The 22,410-nt window shown below is 59.8% G+C and carries 29 protein-coding genes; 21 read left to right on the forward strand and 8 right to left on the reverse strand.

Annotated features, from left to right (window positions below; all coding sequences use genetic code 11):
- The first annotated feature begins 338 nt into the window (after positions 1-338).
- From rplS to ACS5RD_RS05425, 4 genes are all read left to right on the forward strand, one after another.
- Positions 339-713, forward strand: a complete 375-nt coding sequence (rplS, locus tag ACS5RD_RS05410; protein ID WP_054005495.1) for a 50S ribosomal protein L19 — start codon at positions 339-341, stop codon at positions 711-713.
- Between the two features lie 11 nt (positions 714-724).
- Positions 725-946, forward strand: a complete 222-nt coding sequence (gene rpmE, locus ACS5RD_RS05415; RefSeq protein ID WP_054005494.1) for a 50S ribosomal protein L31 — start codon at positions 725-727, stop codon at positions 944-946.
- 97 nt (positions 947-1,043) lie between these two features.
- Positions 1,044-1,472, forward strand: coding sequence for a hypothetical protein (locus tag ACS5RD_RS05420; protein WP_489930340.1), 429 nt, complete (start codon positions 1,044-1,046; stop codon positions 1,470-1,472).
- A 70-nt stretch (positions 1,473-1,542) separates the two neighbouring features.
- The gene (locus tag ACS5RD_RS05425; protein WP_054005492.1) at positions 1,543-2,352 is read left to right on the forward strand and encodes a division plane positioning ATPase MipZ; all 810 of its coding nucleotides are present in this window, start codon (positions 1,543-1,545) and stop codon (positions 2,350-2,352) included.
- Here the strand turns inward: ACS5RD_RS05425 and ACS5RD_RS05430 are convergent.
- The gene (locus tag ACS5RD_RS05430; RefSeq protein ID WP_156317391.1) at positions 2,321-2,488 is read right to left on the reverse strand and encodes a hypothetical protein; all 168 of its coding nucleotides are present in this window, start codon (positions 2,486-2,488) and stop codon (positions 2,321-2,323) included. The two genes, ACS5RD_RS05425 and ACS5RD_RS05430, sit on opposite strands and share 32 nt — an antisense overlap.
- A gap of 252 nt (positions 2,489-2,740) precedes the next feature.
- Positions 2,741-3,091: an ArsR/SmtB family transcription factor gene (locus ACS5RD_RS05435; RefSeq protein ID WP_489930341.1), complete on the reverse strand. Its 351-nt coding sequence runs from the start codon at positions 3,089-3,091 to the stop codon at positions 2,741-2,743.
- Positions 3,092-3,295: 204 nt separating this feature from the next.
- Here ACS5RD_RS05435 and ACS5RD_RS05440 point away from each other — a divergent pair, with 204 nt between their 5' ends.
- From ACS5RD_RS05440 to ACS5RD_RS05460, 5 genes are all read left to right on the forward strand, one after another.
- Positions 3,296-3,658: an AtpZ/AtpI family protein gene (locus tag ACS5RD_RS05440; RefSeq protein ID WP_489930342.1), complete on the forward strand. Its 363-nt coding sequence runs from the start codon at positions 3,296-3,298 to the stop codon at positions 3,656-3,658.
- Entirely contained in the window at positions 3,642-4,430 is a 789-nt protein-coding gene (locus tag ACS5RD_RS05445; RefSeq protein WP_054005489.1) for a F0F1 ATP synthase subunit A, read from the forward strand. Before ACS5RD_RS05440 ends, ACS5RD_RS05445 begins: the two co-directional genes overlap by 17 nt.
- 60 nt (positions 4,431-4,490) lie before the next feature.
- Positions 4,491-4,730 carry a F0F1 ATP synthase subunit C gene (locus ACS5RD_RS05450; RefSeq protein ID WP_054005488.1) on the forward strand — a complete coding sequence of 80 codons (240 nt, stop codon included), beginning with the start codon at positions 4,491-4,493 and terminating at the stop codon, positions 4,728-4,730.
- Positions 4,731-4,813: 83 nt separating this feature from the next.
- Positions 4,814-5,359 carry a F0F1 ATP synthase subunit B' gene (locus ACS5RD_RS05455; RefSeq protein ID WP_489930343.1) on the forward strand — a complete coding sequence of 182 codons (546 nt, stop codon included), beginning with the start codon at positions 4,814-4,816 and terminating at the stop codon, positions 5,357-5,359.
- Positions 5,360-5,363: 4 nt separating this feature from the next.
- Positions 5,364-5,930, forward strand: a complete 567-nt coding sequence (locus ACS5RD_RS05460) for a F0F1 ATP synthase subunit B family protein (protein ID WP_489930344.1) — start codon at positions 5,364-5,366, stop codon at positions 5,928-5,930.
- Positions 5,931-5,989: 59 nt separating this feature from the next.
- Here the strand turns inward: ACS5RD_RS05460 and ACS5RD_RS05465 are convergent, their stop codons facing one another.
- From ACS5RD_RS05465 to ACS5RD_RS05475, 3 genes are all read right to left on the reverse strand, one after another.
- Positions 5,990-6,757, reverse strand: a complete 768-nt coding sequence (locus ACS5RD_RS05465; RefSeq protein ID WP_054005600.1) for a FadR/GntR family transcriptional regulator — start codon at positions 6,755-6,757, stop codon at positions 5,990-5,992.
- A 117-nt stretch (positions 6,758-6,874) separates the two neighbouring features.
- Entirely contained in the window at positions 6,875-7,528 is a 654-nt protein-coding gene (locus ACS5RD_RS05470; RefSeq protein ID WP_054005485.1) for a YiaD family glycine zipper/OmpA-like lipoprotein, read from the reverse strand.
- A 135-nt stretch (positions 7,529-7,663) separates the two neighbouring features.
- Positions 7,664-8,494, reverse strand: coding sequence for a methylated-DNA--[protein]-cysteine S-methyltransferase (locus ACS5RD_RS05475; protein WP_489930345.1), 831 nt, complete (start codon positions 8,492-8,494; stop codon positions 7,664-7,666).
- Positions 8,495-8,596: 102 nt separating this feature from the next.
- Between ACS5RD_RS05475 and nth the strand changes: the two genes are divergently transcribed.
- The 3 genes from nth (at position 8,597) to ACS5RD_RS05490 (ending at position 10,647) form a co-directional block, all read left to right on the forward strand.
- The gene (nth, locus tag ACS5RD_RS05480; RefSeq protein WP_489930346.1) at positions 8,597-9,241 is read left to right on the forward strand and encodes an endonuclease III; all 645 of its coding nucleotides are present in this window, start codon (positions 8,597-8,599) and stop codon (positions 9,239-9,241) included.
- Complete coding sequence (locus ACS5RD_RS05485) at positions 9,238-10,221, forward strand: adenosine kinase (protein ID WP_489930347.1); 984 nt, start codon at positions 9,238-9,240, stop codon at positions 10,219-10,221. Before nth ends, ACS5RD_RS05485 begins: the two co-directional genes overlap by 4 nt.
- Positions 10,222-10,476: 255 nt before the next feature.
- Positions 10,477-10,647 carry a hypothetical protein gene (locus ACS5RD_RS05490; protein WP_489930348.1) on the forward strand — a complete coding sequence of 57 codons (171 nt, stop codon included), beginning with the start codon at positions 10,477-10,479 and terminating at the stop codon, positions 10,645-10,647.
- A 233-nt stretch (positions 10,648-10,880) separates the two neighbouring features.
- Here ACS5RD_RS05490 and ACS5RD_RS05495 read toward each other — a convergent pair whose 3' ends face one another.
- Complete coding sequence (locus tag ACS5RD_RS05495; RefSeq protein WP_489930349.1) at positions 10,881-11,519, reverse strand: ribonuclease T2 family protein; 639 nt, start codon at positions 11,517-11,519, stop codon at positions 10,881-10,883.
- Between the two features lie 151 nt (positions 11,520-11,670).
- Between ACS5RD_RS05495 and ACS5RD_RS05500 the strand changes: the two genes are divergently transcribed.
- Complete coding sequence (locus tag ACS5RD_RS05500; protein ID WP_054005481.1) at positions 11,671-12,417, forward strand: DUF1013 domain-containing protein; 747 nt, start codon at positions 11,671-11,673, stop codon at positions 12,415-12,417.
- A gap of 51 nt (positions 12,418-12,468) precedes the next feature.
- On the opposite strand, the gene ACS5RD_RS05505 is transcribed toward ACS5RD_RS05500, so the two are convergent.
- Positions 12,469-13,317, reverse strand: coding sequence for a universal stress protein (locus ACS5RD_RS05505; RefSeq protein ID WP_054005480.1), 849 nt, complete (start codon positions 13,315-13,317; stop codon positions 12,469-12,471).
- Between the two features lie 226 nt (positions 13,318-13,543).
- On the opposite strand from ACS5RD_RS05505, the gene ccoN reads away from it, so the two are divergent.
- The 4 genes from ccoN to ccoP are packed head-to-tail and all read left to right on the forward strand — an operon-like array spanning position 13,544 to position 16,975.
- The gene (gene ccoN / locus ACS5RD_RS05510) at positions 13,544-15,151 is read left to right on the forward strand and encodes a cytochrome-c oxidase, cbb3-type subunit I (RefSeq protein WP_489930350.1); all 1,608 of its coding nucleotides are present in this window, start codon (positions 13,544-13,546) and stop codon (positions 15,149-15,151) included.
- 15 nt (positions 15,152-15,166) lie between these two features.
- Positions 15,167-15,892 (forward strand): cytochrome-c oxidase, cbb3-type subunit II, encoded by a 726-nt coding sequence (ccoO, locus tag ACS5RD_RS05515; protein WP_489930351.1) that lies wholly within the window; start codon positions 15,167-15,169, stop codon positions 15,890-15,892.
- A 9-nt stretch (positions 15,893-15,901) separates the two neighbouring features.
- On the forward strand, positions 15,902-16,093 hold the full coding sequence (locus ACS5RD_RS05520; protein WP_489930352.1) for a cbb3-type cytochrome c oxidase subunit 3: 192 nt from the start codon (positions 15,902-15,904) through the stop codon (positions 16,091-16,093).
- A gap of 3 nt (positions 16,094-16,096) precedes the next feature.
- Complete coding sequence (gene ccoP / locus ACS5RD_RS05525; protein ID WP_489930353.1) at positions 16,097-16,975, forward strand: cytochrome-c oxidase, cbb3-type subunit III; 879 nt, start codon at positions 16,097-16,099, stop codon at positions 16,973-16,975.
- A gap of 67 nt (positions 16,976-17,042) precedes the next feature.
- On the opposite strand, the gene ACS5RD_RS05530 is transcribed toward ccoP, so the two are convergent.
- On the reverse strand, positions 17,043-17,216 hold the full coding sequence (locus ACS5RD_RS05530; RefSeq protein WP_489930354.1) for a hypothetical protein: 174 nt from the start codon (positions 17,214-17,216) through the stop codon (positions 17,043-17,045).
- Positions 17,217-17,312: 96 nt separating this feature from the next.
- On the opposite strand from ACS5RD_RS05530, the gene ACS5RD_RS05535 reads away from it, so the two are divergent.
- From ACS5RD_RS05535 to ACS5RD_RS05550, 4 genes are all read left to right on the forward strand, one after another.
- Positions 17,313-18,209, forward strand: a complete 897-nt coding sequence (locus ACS5RD_RS05535; RefSeq protein ID WP_489930355.1) for a LysR family transcriptional regulator — start codon at positions 17,313-17,315, stop codon at positions 18,207-18,209.
- A 92-nt stretch (positions 18,210-18,301) separates the two neighbouring features.
- Positions 18,302-19,735 carry a cytochrome c oxidase accessory protein CcoG gene (gene ccoG, locus ACS5RD_RS05540; protein ID WP_054005475.1) on the forward strand — a complete coding sequence of 478 codons (1,434 nt, stop codon included), beginning with the start codon at positions 18,302-18,304 and terminating at the stop codon, positions 19,733-19,735.
- Between the two features lies 1 nt (position 19,736).
- Positions 19,737-20,210 (forward strand): FixH family protein, encoded by a 474-nt coding sequence (locus ACS5RD_RS05545; RefSeq protein ID WP_054005474.1) that lies wholly within the window; start codon positions 19,737-19,739, stop codon positions 20,208-20,210.
- Positions 20,211-20,243: 33 nt separating this feature from the next.
- Complete coding sequence (locus ACS5RD_RS05550) at positions 20,244-22,400, forward strand: heavy metal translocating P-type ATPase (RefSeq protein WP_489931336.1); 2,157 nt, start codon at positions 20,244-20,246, stop codon at positions 22,398-22,400.
- Positions 22,401-22,410 lie beyond the last annotated feature (10 nt).

Below are 22,410 nucleotides of genomic sequence, written 5' to 3' on the forward strand. Positions count from 1 at the left end.
ATTTCCGCACTCCAACCGTTAACAAATCCTTATCAACCCAATGCTAACCCATTGATTTTACATACACGCCACCCTTGTCCACGCGTGGACACCCAAGGCCTCTTGACCCATCCCCCCACAAACCCTATACGCCCGTAGTCCGGGGTCAAAAGCCTATCGGGCCCGATTCCTTTTGGCCGCAATGCTTGCCTTCTTCCGCAAGTTTGGCCCGAAATTCGGACTTCAAAAGCTAGCCGCATCTCTGGCGGGGTCACAAAATTCTGTGGCGACCCGATCGAAGACCAGAAGCTCTACGGCTGCATCACGTCGGGGAAAACCCTGCAAACAAAGGAACTGCGATGAATTTGATCGCCATCATTGAAGCCGAGCAGATCGCTGCGCTCGGCAAGAAAATCCCGGATTTCAAAGCCGGTGATACCGTGAAAGTCGGCTATAAAGTGACCGAAGGCACCCGCTCGCGCGTGCAGAACTACGAAGGCGTCTGCATCGCCCGTAAAGGCGGCTCGACCATCGCGGCTTCGTTCACCGTCCGCAAAATCTCGTTTGGTGAGGGCGTGGAGCGTGTGTTCCCGCTGTATTCGACCAACATCGACAGCATCGAGGTGGTCCGTCGTGGCCGCGTGCGTCGCGCCAAGCTGTATTACCTGCGCGATCGTCGCGGCAAATCGGCCCGGATCGTCGAAGACACCAATTACAAACCCAAAGCCGAGTAAGGAGCAGAGCGATGAAAGACGGAATTCACCCCGACTATCACACCATCACAGTCAAAATGACCGATGGCACCCTGTTCCAAGCCAAAACCACTTGGGGCAAAGAGGGCGACCAAATGGCGCTGGACATCGACCCGCTGGCACACCCGGCTTGGACCGGTGGCTCGGCCAAACTGATGGACACCGGTGGCCGCGTGTCGAAGTTCAAGAACAAATACGCCGGTCTGGGTTTCTGATCCCACACCGCTGCACAGATTGGGGCGTCTCTGCGGAGGCGCCCTTTTTCATTTGATGCTCCAAGATTTCGCCGCAATTTTGCGGTAAGGGGGCAGCATGTCTCGCGTTTTAGCCGCCTTGTTGTTATGCGCCACGCCCTGCGTCGCAAAAGCAGACGCGTTTCAGCGTCTGCCCGGACTATATGGCGATCCGCACCCTGTGATGGAAAGCTGCGAAGGGACGCGGCAACGATTGACCCTCTCGCAAGATAGCCAGCGCGGTGCGATTGAGGTGTTGGTCCTCGATGTGGATGGGCAATATTTTGTTGGCTCGGATATCGCGTTCACTATCCGGCGGACGACGCCGGATGGGGCTGAAATCCAGTTCGATGATGACGATGGCCGCACCCCCAGCGGCGCGCTTGTGGTCTGGGAGTTGCGCCTCCTGATCAACCCCGGCCGCTATTGCTGGCACCGCACCGACTGGCCTGCCGATCAGTGCATCAACATGGTGCAGCGTTGCGAAGGACCTGAGCCGATTTCATAAGCAACTTCCCGCTTCCCCTTTCCGCCGCTATCCGTATAGGAAGCCTGATAGACCAAAGGGGACAAGCGGCATGGCGCATATCATCGTTGTCGGCAATGAAAAGGGCGGCTCGGGTAAATCGACCACCTGTATGCATGTCGCAACCGCATTGTGCCGGATGGGGCATCGGGTTGGGGCTTTGGACCTTGATCTGCGGCAGAAATCCTTCGGTCGCTATGTCGAGAACCGCCGCGCCTTCCTTGCCCGCGCGGGTCTTGACCTGCCCACCCCCGATTATCGCGATCTGCCCGAGATTGAGGCCGGATCGCTGGCGCAAGGCGAGAACGCTTTTGACGCGCGGCTGTCAGCGGCGGTGGCGCAACTCGAAGCAGTGTCCGATTTCATCCTGATCGACTGCCCCGGCAGCCACACCCGGTTGTCTCAGGTGGCGCACTCTCTCGCCGATACGCTGATCACGCCTTTGAACGATAGTTTTATCGACTTCGATCTGCTCGCCCGCGTCGATGCCGAAACTGGCAAAGTCAAAGGCCCCTCTATCTATTCTGAAATGGTCTGGAATGCGCGGCAGTTGCGCGCACAGGCGGGCCTGAAGCCCATCGACTGGATCGTGCTGCGCAATCGGTTGGGCGCGCAACAGATGCACAACAAGAAGAAGGTCGGGGCGGCTCTGGAGGAACTTTCCAAGCGCATCGGCTTCCGCGTCTCGCCCGGTTTTTCCGAGCGGGTGATCTTCCGCGAACTGTTCCCGCGCGGTCTGACCCTGCTGGATCTGAAGGATACCGGGGTGGATCAGCTGAACCTGTCCAACATCGCAGCCCGGCAAGAACTGCGCGACCTGATGAAAGAGCTTAAGCTTCCAGGGGTGACAGTCTCGTTCTGAACAGCATCGGCTGGGCTTCACGCCGCGCCTCACGGGTGCGGGTGCGTTCTAACCGCATCTCGAACATGTCAGGACCAGCTTCGGCCTTGCGGGCGAACAGGCCAAAGCGGGCGAACAGGGCGTATCCGAATTTCATGGTGGTCTCCTGCGGCTTTCGTTTCGATGGGCCCAATCTGGAGTTGAATCGCGGCGGGAAAATGTCCGACTAGCGTTAGTTTCGGGCCGTTTTTACAACGAGGGAAACAGTGGGTTTCTTTTCCAGACTTGGCGCGCCTCGGTTTATGCGTGCCGTAAACATCAGATTACGCGGCGCAAGCCAGCGTAGTGCCGACGTCATGCCGCGCGTCAAAAGGGGGTATCGCAGATATTCCAACGTAAAATCAAAATACTAACCCTGCGTCTCGGCTTCGGCATCCGCTTCCGCCAATTCGCCCTCCAAAAACCGCTCGAAGGCGTCCAGATCAACCGGCTCGAATTGCCCGAAGCCCTGCATCCACACCGATGCATTGCGCATCGCGTCCGGCTCTAGCTTGCACCAGATCACCCGCCCGCGTTTTTCGCGGCTGATCAATCCAGCCTCGGCCAGTATGCCAAGATGCTTGGAAATCGCTGTCAGGCTGATCTGAAACGGCTCGGCCACATCGGTGACGGCCATGTCATCTTCCAGCAACATCGCCAGAATAGCCCGCCTTGTTGGGTCGGCGAGGGCGGAGAAAACGGTATCAAGATTTGCGACCATGCAGGGACTATCACAAGCCTTCACAGGATCGTCAACCAAATGGTTGAATATGCAAGGCGCTGCAAAGGCGAGCAAATCGCAAGGAGAGTTTCCAACTCACCCCTGGAACCTCAAGTAAAATCAACAGCTTACAGCAGACTTTCCGCGCTTGACTCAAAGCCCCCCAATCCGTAGGTATCCCCCAACCCTCTGGAGGCTTTTGCCGTGGTATCCGACGCAGATCGTGAGCGCCTTGCCGCCCTCGAAAAGCGGATTGAAACCGCCAAAGCCGCCGCCGCGCCCCGGCGCTCTGCGCAAGAGGATAACCATCGTCAGGCCCAGTTGGCATGGCGCATGGTGATAGAACTTGTGGCCGGTCTTCTGATCGGTTTCGGTATCGGATACGGACTGGATACCTTGTTTGGGACCATGCCGATATTCCTCGTGCTGTTCGTGTTGGCGGGGTTTGCGGCAGGGGTCAAAACCATGCTGCGCTCGGCAAAAGAGATGCAGGATAAAGCGACCGCTGCGGCGGTTGACCGGCAACAAAACGCCGCTCCGGTGGCCGACGATGAAGAGGAAGACTGACGTGGCAGCCGAAGCGCAAGAAGGTGGTTTGTCGTTCCATCCGCTCCAGCAGTTTGAGGTTCATCCGCTGTTTGGCGATGGCCCGATCCACTGGTACACCGTCACCAACGCGACCGTCTGGCTGCTGTTGGCCGCTGTAGCCGTGGTGATTTTCTTCGTTGTGGGCTCGGCTGGTCGCAAGCTGATCCCGTCGCGGATGCAGTCGGTGGGCGAGCTAGGCTATGATTTCGTGCATAACATGGTCGTCGATGTGACCGGCCAAGATGGCGCGAAATACTTCCCGATGGTGATGACCCTGTTCCTGACCATCGTGTTCTCGAACCTGCTCGGCCTGCTGCCCGGGTCGTTCTCACCAACCTCGCATATCGCGGTCACGGCAATCATGGGCGTGGGCGTGTTCCTGTTCGTCACCCTGCTGGGCTTCTGGAAGCACGGCTTCCACTTCCTTGGCCTGTTCTGGATGAAAGACGCGCCGCTGATCCTGCGCCCGATCATCGCGGTGATCGAGTTGATTTCCTACTTCGTGCGCCCAGTCAGCCATTCCATTCGTTTGGCGGGCAACATCATGGCAGGCCACGCAGTTATGAAAGTGTTCGCCGCCTTTGCGCCGATGATCCTGATTTCAGGGATCGGCGTGCTGGTGACCCCGGTGTCGGTTCTGGCGATCACCGCAATCTATGCGCTGGAGGTTCTCGTGGCCTTCATCCAAGCCTATGTCTTTACCATCCTGACCTGCGTTTACCTGAAAGATGCGCTGCATCCGGGCCACTAACCCCGAACTTAACGCAATGTCGTAACCTCATCTAACCTATTCCATCGTAAGGAGAATATCATGGATCTCGCAACCGCAGCCGCTCTCGGCAAATTCATCGGCGCTGGTCTGGCCGCTATCGGTTCCGGCGCTGCCGCAATCGGCGTTGGCAATGTTGCTGGCAACTTCCTGGCTGGCGCTCTGCGCAACCCTTCGGCAGCTGGATCGCAAACCGCGACCCTGTTCATCGGTCTGGCCTTCGCAGAAGCTTTGGGGATCTTCTCGTTCCTCGTCGCTCTGCTGTTGATGTTCGCAGTCTGATCTGACGCTCGCATCCTTACGGTCAGGGGTGCCGCGATTGCGCGGCGCCCTTGAACTTCAAAAAGGGTCCGACGGAGGGCAAAATGGCGACCACGACTACCACTGAAGCCGCAACGGAAGTTGCGCACGAGGCCGCTAAGGCAGGGATGCCGCAGCTGGACCCGACCCATTTCGTAAACCAGATCTTCTGGCTTGTCGTCACCCTGCTGGTGATCTTCTTCGTGCTGAAGCTGGTGGCTTTGCCACGCATCGGCGGCACTTTGGCCACCCGGCGCGGCACGATCATCAACGATCTTGCGGCAGCCGAAGAGTTGAAGCAGAAGGCTGTTGCAGCCGAGAAGGCCTATAACGATGCGTTGGTTTCGGCCCGCACCGAAGCAGGCAAGATCGTTACTGCGGCGAAGGCTGATATTCAGGCTGACCTGAACAAAGCCATTGCGAAAGCTGATGCCCAGATCGCGGCGAAAGCCACGGAATCGGCGGGCCGCATCGACGAAATCCGGGCTGGCGCGCAAGATGCCATCACGGAAGTGGCAAAAGATACCGCCAAAGAACTGGTGGCAGCTTTGGGCGGCACGGCAGATGCCCGGTCGATCACGGCGGCAGTCACTGCTCGGCTGAAAGGGTAACGCGATGAAAAATGTGTTTTTGCTCATCGCTCTGCTCGGCATCGTCGCGGTATTGACCGGCAACAATCATGGCGAACCGCTGATCAGCCTGCACAACACCAACTTCGTGGTGTTGCTGGCCTTCCTTATCTTCGTGGGCATCCTGCTGTACACCGGGGTTCCGGCCAAACTGGCCACCGCGCTGGATGCGCGGGCAACCCGCATCAAGGCTGAGTTGGACGAGGCGCGCGCCCTGCGTGACGAAGCCAAGGCGCTGCTGGCGTCCTACGATGCCAAGCACAAAGAGGTGCAGGAGCAATCCGCCCGCATCATCGCCTCCGCCAAAGAAGAAGCTGAGGCAGTTGCCAAGCAAGCCAAGGCTGATCTGAAAGACTCGATCGCGCGCCGTCTGGTAGCGGCAGAGGAGCAGATCGCTTCGGCAGAAGCTTCGGCTTTGCGCCAAATCCGTGAAAGCGCGATTTCGGTGGCGGTGGCTGCGGCGGGCGAAGTTCTGGCCAAGCAGGCAACTGCGGAAACTGCCTCGGCTTCGATTGACGCGGCGATTGCCACGGTTGACGCTAAGTTCCACTAAGCATCTGGAAGTATTGGGAAAGCCCGGTCTTTGCGCCGGGCTTTTTCATTTATACCGACCTATTTCGACTGCTCATGCTGCAAGCGCTGACGGGCAATCGCCTCATTCCGGTTGGCTTTGATCTGATCGGCCATCGCAGCCTCAACAAAGCCCAGATGTGTCGCCACCGCCTCGCGCGCTACCATTGGGTCACGGGCCTGAATGGCCGTGTTGATCGCGCGGTGTTGATCCAACAGGTGATCACGGGTCAGCCGATTTTTGAACATCACCTGACGGTTGTAGAACACACCCTGCCGCAGCAAATCATACATCGATCGCATCATATGCAGCATCACCACGTTATGGCTGGCCTCGATGATTGCCATGTGAAAATTCGCGTCTAACTCTGCTTCATCCGACGGGTCGCGCTTGGCGTGGGCTGCCTCCATCTTGGCGAAAATCGCGGCGATCACCGCCAAATCGGTGTCTGACCCCAGTCGCGCTGCACGCTCTGCCGCTAACCCCTCCATGTCACGGCGAAAGTCGAGGTAATCGAACACCGCTTCCTCATGCGCGGAAAACAAGCCAACGAGCGCTGGCGAGAAGGCTGACCCCAAAACTTCGGCCACAAAAATACCAGCATTGGGGCGACTGGAGAGCAACCCCCGCGCCTGCAAATCCGCCACGGCTTCCCGCAAACTGGGCCGTGAGACGCCCATACGTTCAGACAATTCTCGCTCGGACGGTAGACGCTCGCCAGGGCGCAAGATGCCACGCAGGATCAACAGTTCGATCTGCTGCACCACCGATTGCGACAGTTTCTCCGCGTCGATTTTGAGGAAGGGCATGAACGGCTCCAGCTGATTGGTGCAAATATATGACCAATCCGGCTGCGTCTCAATCACAAAGGCCGCAATGACAAAGGGCCGAGGTTTTCCCCGGCCCTTTGCGCCATAATCCGAAGCTTACTTGGTCGGGCGAATGATGATTTCGACGCGACGGTTTTGCGCGCGGCCCGATGCCGACAGGTTCGAGGCAATCGGTTGATCTTCGCCACGGCCATAGGCGGCGACGCGACGCGCAGGCACACCCGAACCGATCAGCACATTGGCCACAGCCGAGGCGCGACGCTGCGACAGGTCTTGGTTATACGCCGCCGATGCGGTGTTGTCGGTGTGACCGATCACTTCGATGGTCGAATTCGGATAACGGTTCAGCGACGAAGCCACGGCGCGCAGGTCCGAAGTAAGGTCAGGGCGCAAGGTGGCGCTGTCGCTGGCGAACAGCACGTCTTGCGGCATGTTTACAACCAGATACTGGCCGTTGTTGGTGACCGAAACATTGGAAGAAAGCGAACCGCGCAGGTCAGCCGCTTGCGCGTCCAAGCTGGAACCAATCGCACCACCAACGGCCGCACCCAAAGCGCCACCGATCACAGCTTTCGCTAGACGGTCGTCGCCTTTGCTGGTGCCGCCCGCGACAGCGCCCAACAGGCCGCCAACGATCGCGCCGTTTTTCGCGCGGGCATTTGGGTCATTTGGATAAGCATCAGGATTGACGCAGGCGGTCAGCGCCAACAGCGCGACGGTGGAGATGATAACCGGGGATTTGAACTTCATAGCTGCCTCTAATCTGCTGGGTGGGCCGCTTCGGCCTCAATCCCGTGTATACAGCAACGCGGATCGGGGGGCATGGTTCCCGCGCGTCACTGGCAATTTATCGCGCAAATGTGAAACAATGGCGTAAGGGCGAGATCAGACCCTTGCATCCTCACGCGCGGATTCCCATGCAAGGATCGCGCGTTTGACCGGAAGGCCCCAATGATAGCCGCCCAAGCCGCCCGATTTTCGCAAAGCGCGGTGGCAGGGCACCAGAAAGCTGATTGGATTGCGCCCAACAGCCGTACCCACCGCCCGCTGCGCCGTCGGGTGGCCGACAGCCCCCGCCAGTTCGGAATAGGTGGTGACATGGCCTGAGGGCACCTGCAACAAAGCCTCCCACACCTTCAGTTGGAAGGGTGCGCCGATGAGATGCAGGCGAGCCGCGCGGCCCGCCATGGCCTCGTTGACCAGCGGCGCAATGCTTTGATCCTCGATATAGCTCGCCTGCGGCCAGCGGGCAGTCAGATCATTCATTGACCAATCGCGGCCAAATTCCTCCGTAAATCCAAGGCCGCAGATGCCGCGATCTGTAGCCATCACCAAAGCCTCGCCGAACGGAGTTTGGAAATATCCCCAGCGGATCAGCAGACCCGCACCCCCGGTGGCGTAATCGCCGGGGCTCATCGCCTCCCATGTCAGGAACAGATCATGCAGGCGACTACCCCCAGAAAGGCCTGCCGCATGGGCGGTTTCCAGCACGGTGAAGCGGTCGGCGAGTAGGCGGCGGGCATGGTCAAGCGTCAGATATTGTTGGTAGCGTTTCGGGCTGACACCGACCCATTGCGAAAACGTGCGCTGAAAATGTGCAGCACTCATGCCCATCTGGGCGGCGAGATCATCAAGGCTTTGGCCGGGACCGCCCGCGTCAATGATCTTCAAGGCGCGGGCAATGACGGCGTAGTGATAGCTGGATTGATCGGTCATAACTGTCTCCTTGCGCCCAAGATAAGGCCACGGTGAGGTATTCGCGACCCGATTCCTGCGCTTATGCTTGCTCGGCTGTTTGGCATCGGGCATATCGGGGCGATGACACGCCAGCTTGATTACCCCGCCATGCAGCGCATTTTCACCCGGTTCCAAGCCTTGGAGGCCGAGCCGAAGGGGGAATTGGAGCATACCAATGCCTTTACCCTTGTCGTAGCCGTGGCCTTGTCGGCACAGGCGACCGATGTGGGGGTGAACAAGGCTACCCGAAAGCTGTTTGCCATTGCTGACACGCCCGCCAAAATGCTGGCTTTAGGCGAAGACGGCGTGATCGAACATATCAAGACCATTGGGCTGTATCGCAACAAAGCGAAGAACGTGATCAAGCTTTCGCAGCTTTTGATCGACAATTTTGGTGGCGAAGTGCCCTCTAGCCGCGCCGCATTGATGTCTTTGCCGGGGGTTGGGCGGAAAACCGCGAACGTGGTGTTGAACATGTGGTTCGGCCAGCCCTCGCAAGCGGTGGACACGCATATCTTCCGGCTGGGCAACCGATCCGGGATTGCTCCGGGGAAAGATGAGACCGCAGTCGAGCGCGCGATTGAAGACAACGTCCCTGCCGAATTTCAGCGCCACGCGCATCACTGGCTAATCTTGCACGGGCGGTATATCTGCATCGCGCGCAAACCCAAATGCGGCATCTGCCCGATTGCTGATGACTGCCTGTTCGAGGAAAAGATCCTATGAAACGCTATCAGGTTGTCGGCATCGGCAATGCTATTGTGGATGTGTTCGCGCAGGCGGACGACAGTTTTCTTGAGATGATGGGCATCGAAAAGGGTATCATGCAACTGGTCGAGCGCGAGCGCGGCGAGCTTTTGTATGCGGCAATGGCAGGACGGGTGCAGGCGCCGGGTGGGTCTGTGGCCAATACTTTGGCGGGTCTGGGCAATCTGGGGCTGACCACGGCGTTCATTGGCCGGGTACATGATGATGCGTTGGGGCGGTTCTATGCGACCTCGATGGCGGAAGGCGGCACCGATTTCGTCAACGCTCCGGTTCCGGGGGGGGAATTGCCGACCTCACGTTCCATGATTTTTGTGGCGCCGGATGGGGAGCGGTCAATGAACACCTATCTGGGGATTTCCTCGGAACTCGGGCCAGAGGATGTTTCGGATGAGGTCGCGGGCCAAGCGGCGGTGCTGTTCCTTGAGGGCTATCTCTACGACAAACCGAAGGGGATGCAGGCGTTTGAGCGGGCGGCGAAGCTGTGTCAGGCGGCGGGGGGGCAGGCGGGGATTGCGCTATCGGACCCGTTCTGTGTCGATCGGCATCGGGGAGATTTCCGCCGGTTGGTCAAGGATCTGGATTATGTGATCGGCAACGAGCATGAGTGGTCGAGCCTGTATCAGACCGATCTGGACGCGGCCTTGAAGTTGGCGGCTGGGGATGCCGGGCTGGTGGTTTGCACGCGGTCGGGGGACGAGGTGATCGTCATTCGGGGCGAGGAGCGGGCCATGGTTCCGGTGCGCCGGGTGGTGCCGGTTGATGCGACCGGGGCGGGCGATCAGTTCGCCGCTGGGTTCTTGTATGGGATGGCGACGGGGCGGTCACTTGAGACTTCCGGGCGGATGGGTTGCGTCGCGGCAGCGGAGGTGATCGGGCATTTCGGCGCGCGACCGGAGGCGAATTTGGCGGATTTGTTTGCGGGTGAGGGGCTGATCTGAGGGTGTGTCCACGCGTGGACAGGTTTTCAGTTATGTAAAATCAATGGGTTAGCATAGGGCGATTCAGGATTTGTTAACCTTTGCGCCTTGTCTGACCTAGTTCGCTCTGCGGGGAGTATTTGCGCCAAGATGAAGCCGTTTCGGCTTTGTTTCGGCGCAGATGTTCAAGTGGGCTTGAGATTTTCGCTGTGGGTTGCGGGATGCGGCAGATTCGGGCATGACCGGGGCAACACATGTTGGATATGAGGCTTTACGATGGATTACGGCAAATCGGGCAATCCCAAGGGCGACAAGAACGTGCCGAAGCACCGGGTTGGCAAGGGCCTCGGCGCTGAGAAATCGGCGACGGGCGGCAAGGCCAGCAAGGAAGAACTGGTGGCGCGGATGAAGGCGGCTGCCGCGGAGAAGAAAGCTGACGTGAAATGAAGAAGGACGACTGTCCTTTTTCGACTGAAGCTTTTCAGGTAAATTTCCAGCCCGGAAACAAGGCGGTTTAGCGCCGCCGGGCAGAGCCCGACCGCCCCCTCGGGCGGGCGCTTTGAGCTGTACCGCTTAGAACTTCTGTGGAATTGGTTGCTCTATAAATCGCCTAGAATGACTGTTGCTCGCCCACCCGGCCGCCGCGAGCGGCCCTCTGTGTGGTGGGATCGAAGGGCGTTTTACCGCACCGCCTCCAGCCCCGCATCTTTCAGCGTGCAGTCCTTGATCGTATCTGCACCGCAGCGCCTTGGCTCTAGGTCTTTCGTCAGGCAAATCCGCAGTTCTTGAATCATGCCTTGGGTGCAGGTGACGGTCATCTGATCGCGGGCGATCTGGGGATTGGCTTCGGCGAAGGCGTCTTCGATCACTGAGGCGGGGACATGCAAGTCTTTGCTGATTTTGGCGAAGATTGGTGGGATCACCACGGTTTTGTAGGCTTTGCGCATGGTGGAATAGTAGGATTTGGCGGAGAGGCCGGAGCAGCGGCCGTGTTTTTTCCATTCGTAGAACGCGAGGCCCGCGCCGCCCATGATGTCGGCCATTTGGGCGGAATCGCTGCCGTTGGGGTCGTTCTGGGCAGTGCGGCAGTCGGAGGGATAGCCGCTCTCGTATTGCGGCCAGAGGCCGTGCAGGGTCCATGTCAGGCCGCGGCCTTTGTCACATTGCGGATCGCCTCGGCCATCGCCCGTCAGCGCGCACCAGTTGGACGACCAGCCCAGCGACATGACGTAATAGTCGAAATCGCCCGCTTTTTCGCCTTGGGCCTGCGCCATTCCTGCGCAACAAATCGCCACGATCACCAAGGCCAGTTGACGCATTACCACTTTCCCTTTGTCAAAAACCGCAGTATATGGGCGAAGATTTCCCTGAAAACGAAAACTTCGCGGCCTCGGTCGCAGCCGTTTTCCCGGCTCGGGGAAGATTTGTAAAGCCCCGCCCGTTTGCGGGCGTAAGCTTGGGAGATTTCCGATGTCGAAGCCTTTGATGTCCAAAGCGACCGCCGTTTGGCTGGTGGACAACACCACTCTGACCTTCCGTCAGGTGGCAGAGTTCTGCGGGATGCATGAATTGGAAGTGCAGGGCATTGCCGATGGCGATGTGGCGACCGGGGTGAAGGGGTTCGATCCGGTTGGCAACAACCAGTTGGATGCGATTGAGATCGAGCGGGGCCAGAAGGATCCGCTGTACAAGCTGAAGCTGAAGTTCAATGCCTCGGCTGTGGGCGAAGAAAAACGCCGTGGTCCGCGCTATACGCCTTTGTCAAAGCGGCAGGACCGTCCGGCGTCGATCCTGTGGCTGGTGAAGTTCCACCCGGAATTGTCGGATGGCGCGATTGGCAAGCTGGTCGGCACCACCAAGCCGACGATTGCGGCGATCCGTGAACGGACGCATTGGAACATCAACAACATCACTGCGATTGATCCGGTTGCACTGGGGCTGTGCAAGCAGTCTGAATTGGATGCCGCCGTGCAGATTGCGGTGCGCAAGAAGGCGGCGGAAGGCTCGGTGATGAGCGATGACGAACGGCGCAAGCTGGTGTCAACCGAGCAGTCGCTGGGGATGGATACTGAGGCGAAAATGCCTTCCGGTCTGGCGCAGTTCACCCGCGAGGAGCAGGAAGAAAAGCCAGCTGATTTCTCGGATGCCGATAGCTTCTTCAATCTGCCGCATGGCGATGATGATGACGAGGATGAAGACGACGATGTGCGTCGTTGATCTTTAGGTGATGAAAAACCCCGGTCCTTGTGGCCGGGATTTTTGTTTGGGCTAGTGCGCCATCAGCACCGGGATTTCGGCACGTTCCAGCATGTAGCGGGTGGTGCCGCCCAAGATCGCCTCGCGCAGCCGCGAATGGCCGTAGGCACCCATCACCAGCATATCGGCGTTTTGGTCGATGGCGTGGCGGGTCAGCACGTCGCAGGTTTGCGGCAGGGTGCGGGCGAGGACTGAAACCTCGGCATGGACGCCGTGGCGGGTCAAAAGCTGGCAGAGCATGCCACCGGGATCGGAGCGTTCCTCGCCTTGCGTCGGCGGGTCGATCACCGTGATGTTGACGCTGTCGGCGCATTTCAGGAAGGGCAACGCGCGCCGGGCGGCGACCATGGCCTCGGCGCTTTGGTTCCAAGCCAACACGATGCGTTTGGGCTGGGTATATTTGCCTAAACCCGCGGCGGGCAGCACTAGAACCGGGGCTTTGCCGTCAAACAGCGCGGCTTCGACCACGGCCTCGGCGTCAGAGGTGGCACCGGGACCGTAAGGGCGCGGCTGCACCACCAGATCGGCGAAACGGGCGCGGCTGGAGACCAGATCGGTGAGTGCGCCAAGCTGGGTGATCACGGTTTCCAGACTGAAGCGCAGATCGGGGCCTTCGGCGGCGAGAGCGGCGCGGGCCTCAACTTCCAGCGCTTTGGCGTCGGCCTCGGCGCGGTCAATACCGACCTGCATCAGAACTGCCCCGGTGCCAATGTAGGAATAGCCCATCTGGGTGCGATCCACGCCCAGCACCAGCACATCAAGATGAGCGTCCTGCGCGCGGGCCAGCCTTGCTGCGGCGCTGATCGCCAGTTTGGCGTCGGTGGGGTTGGTCAGCACGGTCAGAATCGTTTTGTAGTCCATCACACGGTCTCCCCTTTGGGTGGTGTCATGGCGCGACTATGCCTTGCGGCACAGCGCACCGCCTTGACCTCGATCAACTTTAGATGGGGGTTTGTTGATATGGATCAAGGCCCACATCGGTCCGGACTGCCAGAAGCGGATCAGTCAAAAGCGTTGGCCGTGGTCTGAGTCTGGCTCTAAAAGCCGGATAAAGCAGCGGACCGGACCAAAGTCGAAGGGACGCAAAATGTGGGATTACGTTAAACTGATCGTGCTTGGCACGATCGCGGTTCTGGCCGCGATCGCGGCCAATTTCGCGCATGATCTGCCGTATATGGTGAACGCAATCGTCGTCATGCTGGCCGCCTCTCTCACCTTCCTGTGGGAGATCCGGCATGTGGGCGAGGTGCGGGTGCATCCGACAAATGAATATATGGACGGCGTGGTGCGCGCCGGGGTGATTGCAACGACCTTCTGGGGCGTGGTGGGGTTTCTGGTGGGTGTGGTCATTGCATTTCAGTTGGCGTTTCCGTCGCTGAACCTGGGCAACATCACCGATGGTGTGCTGAACTTTGGTCGTCTGCGTCCGCTGCACACCTCTGCGGTGATCTTCGCCTTTGGTGGTAACGCGCTGATTATGAGTTCGTTTTACATCGTGCAACGCACCAGTGGTGTGCGGCTTTGGGGCGGCAATCTGGGCTGGTTCGTGTTCTGGGGCTGGCAGTTGATGATCGTTCTGGCGGCAACCTCTTATGTCACGGGCGGCACGCAGGGCAAGGAATATGCCGAAACCGTCTGGTATATCGACATCTGGATCACGATTGTTTGGGTGGCTTTCCTTTTGGTGTTCATGGGAACGCTGTGGAAACGCCGTGAACCGCATATCTATGTCGCCAACTGGTTCTTGCTGTCGATGATCATCACGGTGGCGATGCTGCATTTGGTCAACAACATGGCTATTCCCGTAAGTATTCTGTCCTCGCAATCGGTCCCGGTGTTCTCGGGCGTGCAGGATGCGATGACGCAGTGGTGGTATGGCCACAACGCAGTGGGCTTCTTCCTGACCGCTGGCTTCCTTGGCATGATGTATTACTTCGTGCCGAAGCAAGCCGAGCGTCCGGTCTATAGCTACAAGCTGTCGATCATCCACTTTTGGGCACTGATTTTTCTTTATATCTGGGCCGGTCCGCACCACTTGCACTACACCGCTTTGCCGGAATGGGCGGGTACCTTGGGCATGGTGTTCTCGATCATCCTGTGGATGCCAAGCTGGGGCGGCATGATCAACGGCCTGATGACGCTTTCGGGTGCTTGGGACAAGTTGCGCACCGATCCGATCATTCGGATGATGGTGGTTTCCATCGGCTTCTACGGCATGAGCACGTTTGAAGGCCCGATGATGTCGATCAAGGCCGTCAACAGCCTGTCGCACTACACCGACTGGACCATCGGTCACGTCCATTCCGGCGCTTTGGGTTGGAACGGCATGATCACCTTTGGCGCGCTGTACTTCCTGACGCCGCGCTTGTGGAACCGTGAAAGCCTTTACAGCCTGAAACTCGTGTCTTGGCACTTCTGGTTGGCGACGATTGGCATCGTGCTTTACGCATCCTCGATGTGGGTGACCGGGATCATGGAAGGCCTGATGTGGCGCGAGGTGGATGCCAATGGCTTCCTTGTGAACGCTTTTGCCGACACGGTGGCCGCGAAGTTCCCGATGTATGTAGTGCGGGGTCTGGGCGGCGGGATGTTCCTGACCGGGGCGCTGATCATGGCCTTTAACCTGTGGATGACGGTGCGCGCACAGCCTGCAAGGGCAGTGATCAACGCGAACAACGCCGTTCCTGCTGAATAACCGGAGGGCATGGATATGGCTTTTCTCGACAAACACAAAAAGATCGAAACCCATGCGACCTTGCTGCTGGTGCTCAGCCTGTTGGTTGTGACCATCGGCGGCATCGTAGAGATCGCACCGCTGTTCTACTTGCAGAACACCATTGAAAAGGTGGAAGGGGTGCGCCCCTACACGCCCTTAGAACTCGCGGGGCGGGATATCTACATCCGCGAGGGTTGCTACAACTGCCACAGCCAGATGATCCGCCCGATGCGCGACGAGGTGGAGCGTTATGGACATTATAGTCTGGCTGCAGAGTCGATGTATGATCATCCGTTCCAATGGGGCAGCAAGCGCACCGGGCCGGATTTGGCGCGGGTGGGCGGCAAATACTCGGACGCTTGGCATGTCGATCACCTGATCGACCCGCAGGCGGTGGTGCCGGAATCGGTGATGCCGAAATACAGCTTCCTGATGGATGCCGAAATCGACGGCAAATATATCGGCGATATCATGGCGACGCATCGGATGGTGGGCGTGCCTTACACCGATGATGAGATGACCAACGCCAAGGCCGATTTCGCAGCCCAAGCCGATCCGAACGCGGATACGTCCGGCATCGAGGCGCGCTATGGCAAGGTGACGGTCGCGAACTTCGATGGTCAGCCTGCATTGACCGAGATGGATGCGCTGGTGGCCTATTTGCAGGTGTTGGGCACGATGGTCGATTTCTCGACCTTCATTCCTGACCCGAAACGCTAGGGGGGCGCGATGGAACTATATAGTCTCTTGCGCGAATTCGCCGACAGTTGGGTGCTGTTGTTCCTGACGATCTTCTTTCTGGGGGTGTTTCTCTGGGCGTGGCGTCCGGGCTCTCGCAAGACCCATGAGGATATTGCGAATTCGATCTTCCGCCATGATCAGAAACCTGCGGCCCCCGCGCCGCAAACCGAGGAGGCGTAAACCATGTGCGCCAAGCAAGTGAAGCAAGCCCCGCGTGAGGTGCCGACGACCGGGCACGTTTGGGACGGGATTCAGGAATATGACAACCCGATGCCGCGTTGGTGGCTGTGGGTTTTGTATCTGACGATCATCTGGGGGATCGGTTATACGATTGCCTATCCGGCGTGGCCACTGATCTCGGGCCATACGCAGGGGGTGATCGGATCGAACCAGAGGGCGGATGTTGAGGCCGATATCAAACGGTTTGACGATGCCAATGCGCCGATCAAGGCCAAGTTGGTGGCGGCGGATTTAGCGTCGATTCCCGCCAATGACGAATTGAAAACCTTTGCGGTGTCTGCCGGGGCGTCTTTGTTTAAAAACAACTGCGCGCAGTGCCATGGATCGGGTGCCGCGGGGGTTCAGGGCAAGGGCTATCCGAACCTCTTGGACAACGACTGGCTGTGGGGCGGCGATATGGCGGCGATCCACACCACGGTGACGCATGGTATCCGTAACACCACCGATGAGGATGCCCGGCTGTCGCAGATGCCTGCCTTTGGGGTGGATGGTATTCTGGAGAAACCGCAGATCGACCAAGTGGTGCAATATGTGCTGCAAATTTCGGGTCAGGATCATGATGCGGCGCTGGCAACAGCGGGGGCCACGGTGTTTGCCGAGAATTGCGTGGCCTGTCATGGCGAAGACGGCAAGGGCATGCGCGATTTCGGCGCGCCTAACTTGACGGATGCGATTTGGCTCTACGGTGGTGACGTGGCGACCTTGACCGATACTGTGACGAAAGCGCGCTATGGCGTGATGCCGGCTTGGACGGGCAAGCTGTCTGAGGATGAGATCCGCGCTGTGGCGACTTATGTTCATAGTCTGGGTGGCGGCGAGTAATTCCTCGACTGGCAGCCAAAACCGCCCTCGGTTCACGCCGGGGGCGGTTTCATTTCAGGCGGAGCATTTAGCGACCATGGCCATCGCCGGGGGTGCCGTTGCGGCCTTGCCAGAAGTACTCATCATCCCAGCGGCGCTGTGCCACTAGCTTTTCGCGGCTGGTGCGGTGGTCGAACTGCGGGGCGCTGGGGTGATCGGTACGGGTGGCGACGCCAAAGGCGGCTGCAAGAATTCCTAACATGGTGAGCCTCATAGGGGTTGCTTGATGTAAGTAATATCGCTCAAAGTGGCGCATGTTTCCACGCAGCAACAATGTTTCCATGTAAGGCAGGCTTTCATGACGGACTGGCGACATATGCCGCCCTTGTCGGCGTTGCGGGCGTTTTCGGCGTTTGCGCAGGCGAGCGGGTTGGAGGAGGCGGGCGCGCGGATTGGGGTGACCCATGCCGCGATCAGCCAGCAGATCAGGGCGTTGGAGGCGCATTTGGGGCTGGCGTTGGTCGAACGCGGTGGGCGGCGGTTGGGGTTGACGGTTGAGGGGCGCAGACTGGCCGAGACGCTGCAGACCAGCTTTGCCGCGATTGCCAGCACGATTGAAGACCTGACTGGGGCGGATGCGGCGCGGGTGTTGCGGATCACCACCACCTCAACCTTCGCGGGGGGATGGCTGTTGCCGCGGTTGGCGGATTTTCGAGCCAAGCATCCGGGGATTGATCTGGTGATCGACCCGACCGCCGAGGCGCGGGACATCGGGCGCGAGGCGGATTTGGGCATCCGCTATGGCAATGGCGGTTGGGCGGGGTTGGTGTCTAAGCTGGTGCTGCGGTCGGGCGTGGTGGTGGTGGCTTCGCCCAAGCTGGTGCCAGAGGGGGCGGCATCGACGCTGGCTGATTTGGCGAAACTGCCGTGGTTGCAGGAGTTGGGCACCTCAGAGGCGACGGCGTTTCTGGAGAAGCATGGGCTTCAGCGGGCGATGGGGGCGGGGATGACCTCGATGCCGGGCACGCTGCTGCTGGATGCGGCACGGGATGGGCAGGGGGTGGCGATCTCGGTTCGCGCGTTCATGGAGGCTGATCTGGCGGCGGGGCGGTTGCGGTTGTTGTATGAGGATCATGGCCGCGAGGGCTATTTTCTGGTGACGCGACCGGGAATTTTGCGGCCATCCTTGCAGGTGTTTTGCGATTGGGTGTTAAAGCAAGCAGCGGGTGGACGGGGACAAACGGTCGCAGGCTGAAGTTGTATTTCGGATGCGGGATTGATTCAGGTCAAAGTCCAGCGCGGCACCGGGGCGCATAGAGGGGCCAGCCTTAGCCACCGGAGAGTTCCGTGACAAATCCTGATACCCAGCCTCCCAGCCTTTATGCCGCGCGTGAGCCGATCTTTCCGCGCCGGGTCAAAGGTACCTTTCGCACGCTGAAATGGTGGCTGCTGGGGCTGATGCTGGGGGTTTACTACGTCACGCCTTGGTTGCGCTGGGATCGCGGGCCAAGTCTGCCGGACCAGGCGGTGCTGGTCGATATCGCCAACCGTCGGTTTTTCTTCTTCATGATCGAGATTTGGCCCTACGAGTTTTATTTCGTAGCCGGTCTGCTGATCATGGCGGGGCTGGGGTTGTTCCTGTTCACCAGCGCCGCAGGGCGGGTCTGGTGCGGCTATGCCTGCCCGCAAACGGTGTGGACGGATCTTTATATTTTGGTTGAGCGTTGGATTGAGGGCGACCGCAACGCGCGGCTGCGCTTGCATCGGCAAAACTGGAACCTGGAAAAGCTGCGCAAACGGCTGGTGAAGTGGAGCGTCTGGCTGCTGATCGGCCTCGCCACGGGGGGGGCTTGGGTGTTCTATTTCACCGACGCGCCGACGTTGTTGCAGAACCTGATCCATGGCACCGCGCATCCGGTGGCTTATACCACGATGGCGATCCTGACCGCGACGACCTTTGTGTTTGGCGGCTTCGCGCGGGAACAGATTTGCATCTATGCCTGCCCTTGGCCGCGGATTCAGGCGGCGATGGTGGATGAGGATACGCTGACCATTGGCTACCGCGACTGGCGGGGCGAGCCGCGCGGCAAGGCGAGCGTCGAGGGCAACGGCGATTGCATAGACTGCATGGCGTGTGTGAACGTCTGCCCGATGGGGATTGATATTCGCGATGGTCAGCAGATGGCCTGCATCACCTGCGGTCTGTGCATCGACGCCTGCAACGATACGATGGCGAAGATTGGCAAGCCGTTGAACCTGATCAGCTATATGGCTCTGACGGATGAGGTCCGCGAACGCGCGGGGCAACCGGCGAAGTCGGTCTGGAGCCATGTGTTTCGGCCCAGAACAATGATGTATACCGTACTTTGGGCAGGAATTGGCATTGCCTTGGTGGTGGCGTTGTTCCTGCGGGCGTCGATTGATGTCAGCGTGACCCCGGTGCGCAATCCGATGTTCGTGACGCTATCGGATGGTGCGATCCGCAACACTTACGATCTGCGGCTGCGCAATAAGCATGGCGAAGACCGTTGGTTCACCTTTGCCGCGACCTCGGATGCCGGGTTTCTGCTGACGTTGGATGGCGCGCCGGGCTTGAAGGTTCTGGTGCCCGCCAATGCCACCAAGACTCAACGGCTTTTTGTGACGGCTCCGGCACATTCGCTGGGGGCGGAGGCTGCACGGACTGATCTGCGGTTCTGGATTCAGGATTTGGGGACCGAGGCCGCGCCGGGCAATGATCGGGTGCATCATGACACCGTGTTCAACGGAAAGGGCGAATAAGATGGCCGAGGCGGGTGTACGCGAAATCAAGGGCTGGCATGTGCTGGCGTTTACCGTGGCGGCGTTTGGCGTGATCATCGCGGTCAATCTGGTGATGGCCTACAAGGCGATCAGCACGTTTCCGGGGCTGGAGGTGGAGAATTCCTACGTCGCTAGTCAGACGTTTGACGCGGATCGGCGGGCGCAGGAGGCGTTGGGTTGGACGGTTGCGCCCGGTTATGATAGCGCGAAGGGGGAGTTGGTGCTGGCCTTTACCGATGCTGCGGGCAAGCCGGTGGTGGTCGAGGGCTTGGATGTTCTGCTGGGCCGGGTGACCGAGGCGCGTGAGGATTCGACGCCTCGGTTTGTCTATGAGGGCGGGGTTTATGTGGCGAAAGCCGCTTTGCATCCGGGCAAATGGATGCTGCATGTCACGGCGCGCTCGGGCGATGGCGTGCTGTTTCAGCAGCGGCTGAACCTGTTTGTGAAAGGCTAGGCGGTGAGCGTGGTTGAGTTTGAGCAGGGCGGGATGGCGGCTTGTCCGGCCTGTGTTGTGGTGCCATTGGCGCAACAGCAGGCGCAGGTGGCGGCGCGGGGACGGCTGATGTTGTCGCTGCCGTCGGCGCATTGTGCGGCTTGTATTTCGACGGTGGAAACTGCGTTGGCGGCGGTGCCGGGGGTGGACTCGTCTCGGGTGAATCTGACGATGAAGCGGGTGTCGGTGGATGCTATGGCTGACGTGACCGCAGAGGCTTTGGTTGCGGTGCTGGCGGGCGTGGGGTTTGAGGCGCATGAGCTGGACGCGGGGCTGCTGAGCGCCACGGAGACGGATCGGCAGGGGCGCGAGTTGCTGATGCGGCTGGGGGTGGCGTTCTTTTCAATGATGAACGTGATGCTGTTGTCGGTGGCGGTGTGGTCGGGGGCCGAAGGGGCGACGCGCGACATGTTCCACTGGATCTCGGCAGCGATTGCGGTGCCGACGGTGATTTTCTGCGGCCAGCCGTTTTTCCGTTCGGCCTGGGCGGGAGTTAGGGTTGGGCGGCTTGGGATGGATTTCCCGATCTCGCTGGCCTTGGTGCTGGCGTCGTCGATTTCACTGTTTGAGACGATTAAATCCGGCCATCACGCTTATTTTGATGCGGCGGTGATGCTGTGCTTCTTCCTTTTGCTGGGGCGCTATCTGGATCATCGCACCCGGGCGGTGGCGCGTTCGGCTGCCGAGGAATTGGCGGCGTTGGAGGTGCCTCGGGCCTCGGTGCTGGAGGATGGCGTTGAGGTGGTGCGGGTGATTTCCGAGGTAGTGGTCGGTGATCTGGTGCGGGTGCGTCCGGGGGGGCGGATGCCGGTGGATGGGGTGGTGGAAAGCGGCGCGTCGGAGGTGGATCGCAGTTTGCTGACCGGGGAAAGCCTGCCGGTGTTTGTCGGGCCGGGGATGGTGGTGGCGGCGGGGGAGGTCAATCTGACCGGGCCTTTGACGTTGCGGGTGACGGCGGCGGGGCGGGATTCGAGCCTGCACCGGATGGCGGATTTGGTCGCAGTGGCGGAAAGTGCGAAGACAAAATACACCACTTTGGCCGAGAGGGCGGCGCGGTTTTACTCGCCCTTGGTGCATATCCTGTCGTTCTCGGCCTTTAGCTACTGGATGTGGGCGACGGGGGGGGATCTGCGGTTTGCGATCAACATCTCGGCAGCGGTGTTGATCATCACTTGCCCCTGTGCCTTGGGCCTCGCGGTGCCTGCGGTGGTGACGGCTGCCTCTGGCAAGCTGTTCCGTAAGGGACTGTTGATCAAGCATGGCACGGCGCTGGAGCGTTTGGCGCAGGTCGATACCGTGGTATTTGACAAGACCGGCACACTGACGATGGGCGCGCCGGAAATGGTGGATTTAGGCTCGCATCCGGCTGTCGCGCTGGAAGTGGCGGCGGCTTTGGCGGCAGGGTCATCGCATCCTTTGGCGCAGGCTTTGGCGGCGGCAGTGCGGGCGCAGGGGCTTACGGCGACGGAGGTTTCTGATCTGCGCGAGGTGCCGGGATATGGCGTGGAGGGCGTTTGGCAGGGCCAGCCCGTGCGGCTGGGCCGTGCGGATTGGTGCGGGGCGGCGGCACTGGCGGTGACGGCGACTTACCTGCGTGCGGGAGGCGAGACGCAGGCCTTTGCCTTTGCAGATCGGCTACGTCCGGGGGCAGAGGCGGCGATTGCGCAGCTTAAGGCGCAAGGGATGCGGATCAAGCTGATCTCGGGCGATGTGCCGGGGGCGGTCGCGGAACTCGCGGGGCGGTTGGGGATTGAGGACTGGGTGGCGGGGGCTTTGCCTGCTGAGAAGGTGGCGCTGGTGCGCGCTTTGACGGCGGAGGGGCGGCGGGTGTTGATGGTGGGGGATGGGCTGAACGACACGGCAGCGCTGGCTGTGGCGCATGTGTCGATCTCACCCGCGACGGCGCTGGATGCGGCGCGCACGGCTTCGGATATTGTGCTGCTTGGGCAGGATATGGCACCGATTGGCGATGCCACGCGGATTGCAAGGCAAGCAACGCGGCGGATGCTGGAGAATTTCGGGATTTCGGCGGCGTATAATGTGATCGCGGTGCCTTTGGCGTTGGTGGGGTTGGCGACACCTTTGGCGGCGGCCTTGGCGATGTCTTTGTCGTCGATTACCGTCTCTCTGAACGCGATGAGGCTGAAGTAGGGGGAGGTTG

The sequence above is a fragment of the Cypionkella sp. PAMC25878 genome (genome assembly GCF_058135695.1).

Coding starts and splice junctions, on each gene's coding strand:
- ACS5RD_RS05535 (WP_489930355.1), top strand. CDS start 17,313: ATGACGGACTGGCGACATATGCCGCCCTTGTCGGCGTTGCGGGCGTTT.
- ACS5RD_RS05430 (WP_156317391.1), bottom strand. CDS start 2,488: ATGAAATTCGGATACGCCCTGTTCGCCCGCTTTGGCCTGTTCGCCCGC.
- ACS5RD_RS05435 (WP_489930341.1), bottom strand. CDS start 3,091: ATGGTCGCAAATCTTGATACCGTTTTCTCCGCCCTCGCCGACCCAACA.
- nth (WP_489930346.1), top strand. CDS start 8,597: ATGACACGCCAGCTTGATTACCCCGCCATGCAGCGCATTTTCACCCGG.
- ACS5RD_RS05460 (WP_489930344.1), top strand. CDS start 5,364: ATGAAAAATGTGTTTTTGCTCATCGCTCTGCTCGGCATCGTCGCGGTA.
- ccoP (WP_489930353.1), top strand. CDS start 16,097: ATGTGCGCCAAGCAAGTGAAGCAAGCCCCGCGTGAGGTGCCGACGACC.
- ACS5RD_RS05505 (WP_054005480.1), bottom strand. CDS start 13,317: ATGGACTACAAAACGATTCTGACCGTGCTGACCAACCCCACCGACGCC.
- ACS5RD_RS05425 (WP_054005492.1), top strand. CDS start 1,543: ATGGCGCATATCATCGTTGTCGGCAATGAAAAGGGCGGCTCGGGTAAA.
- rpmE (WP_054005494.1), top strand. CDS start 725: ATGAAAGACGGAATTCACCCCGACTATCACACCATCACAGTCAAAATG.
- ACS5RD_RS05485 (WP_489930347.1), top strand. CDS start 9,238: ATGAAACGCTATCAGGTTGTCGGCATCGGCAATGCTATTGTGGATGTG.
- ACS5RD_RS05500 (WP_054005481.1), top strand. CDS start 11,671: ATGTCGAAGCCTTTGATGTCCAAAGCGACCGCCGTTTGGCTGGTGGAC.
- ACS5RD_RS05455 (WP_489930343.1), top strand. CDS start 4,814: ATGGCGACCACGACTACCACTGAAGCCGCAACGGAAGTTGCGCACGAG.
- ACS5RD_RS05470 (WP_054005485.1), bottom strand. CDS start 7,528: ATGAAGTTCAAATCCCCGGTTATCATCTCCACCGTCGCGCTGTTGGCG.
- ccoN (WP_489930350.1), top strand. CDS start 13,544: ATGTGGGATTACGTTAAACTGATCGTGCTTGGCACGATCGCGGTTCTG.
- ccoO (WP_489930351.1), top strand. CDS start 15,167: ATGGCTTTTCTCGACAAACACAAAAAGATCGAAACCCATGCGACCTTG.
- ACS5RD_RS05450 (WP_054005488.1), top strand. CDS start 4,491: ATGGATCTCGCAACCGCAGCCGCTCTCGGCAAATTCATCGGCGCTGGT.
- ACS5RD_RS05490 (WP_489930348.1), top strand. CDS start 10,477: ATGGATTACGGCAAATCGGGCAATCCCAAGGGCGACAAGAACGTGCCG.
- ACS5RD_RS05520 (WP_489930352.1), top strand. CDS start 15,902: ATGGAACTATATAGTCTCTTGCGCGAATTCGCCGACAGTTGGGTGCTG.
- ACS5RD_RS05550 (WP_489931336.1), top strand. CDS start 20,244: ATGGCGGCTTGTCCGGCCTGTGTTGTGGTGCCATTGGCGCAACAGCAG.
- ACS5RD_RS05530 (WP_489930354.1), bottom strand. CDS start 17,216: ATGTTAGGAATTCTTGCAGCCGCCTTTGGCGTCGCCACCCGTACCGAT.
- rplS (WP_054005495.1), top strand. CDS start 339: ATGAATTTGATCGCCATCATTGAAGCCGAGCAGATCGCTGCGCTCGGC.
- ACS5RD_RS05475 (WP_489930345.1), bottom strand. CDS start 8,494: ATGACCGATCAATCCAGCTATCACTACGCCGTCATTGCCCGCGCCTTG.
- ACS5RD_RS05545 (WP_054005474.1), top strand. CDS start 19,737: ATGGCCGAGGCGGGTGTACGCGAAATCAAGGGCTGGCATGTGCTGGCG.
- ACS5RD_RS05445 (WP_054005489.1), top strand. CDS start 3,642: ATGAAGAGGAAGACTGACGTGGCAGCCGAAGCGCAAGAAGGTGGTTTG.
- ACS5RD_RS05465 (WP_054005600.1), bottom strand. CDS start 6,757: ATGCCCTTCCTCAAAATCGACGCGGAGAAACTGTCGCAATCGGTGGTG.
- ACS5RD_RS05420 (WP_489930340.1), top strand. CDS start 1,044: ATGTCTCGCGTTTTAGCCGCCTTGTTGTTATGCGCCACGCCCTGCGTC.
- ACS5RD_RS05495 (WP_489930349.1), bottom strand. CDS start 11,519: ATGCGTCAACTGGCCTTGGTGATCGTGGCGATTTGTTGCGCAGGAATG.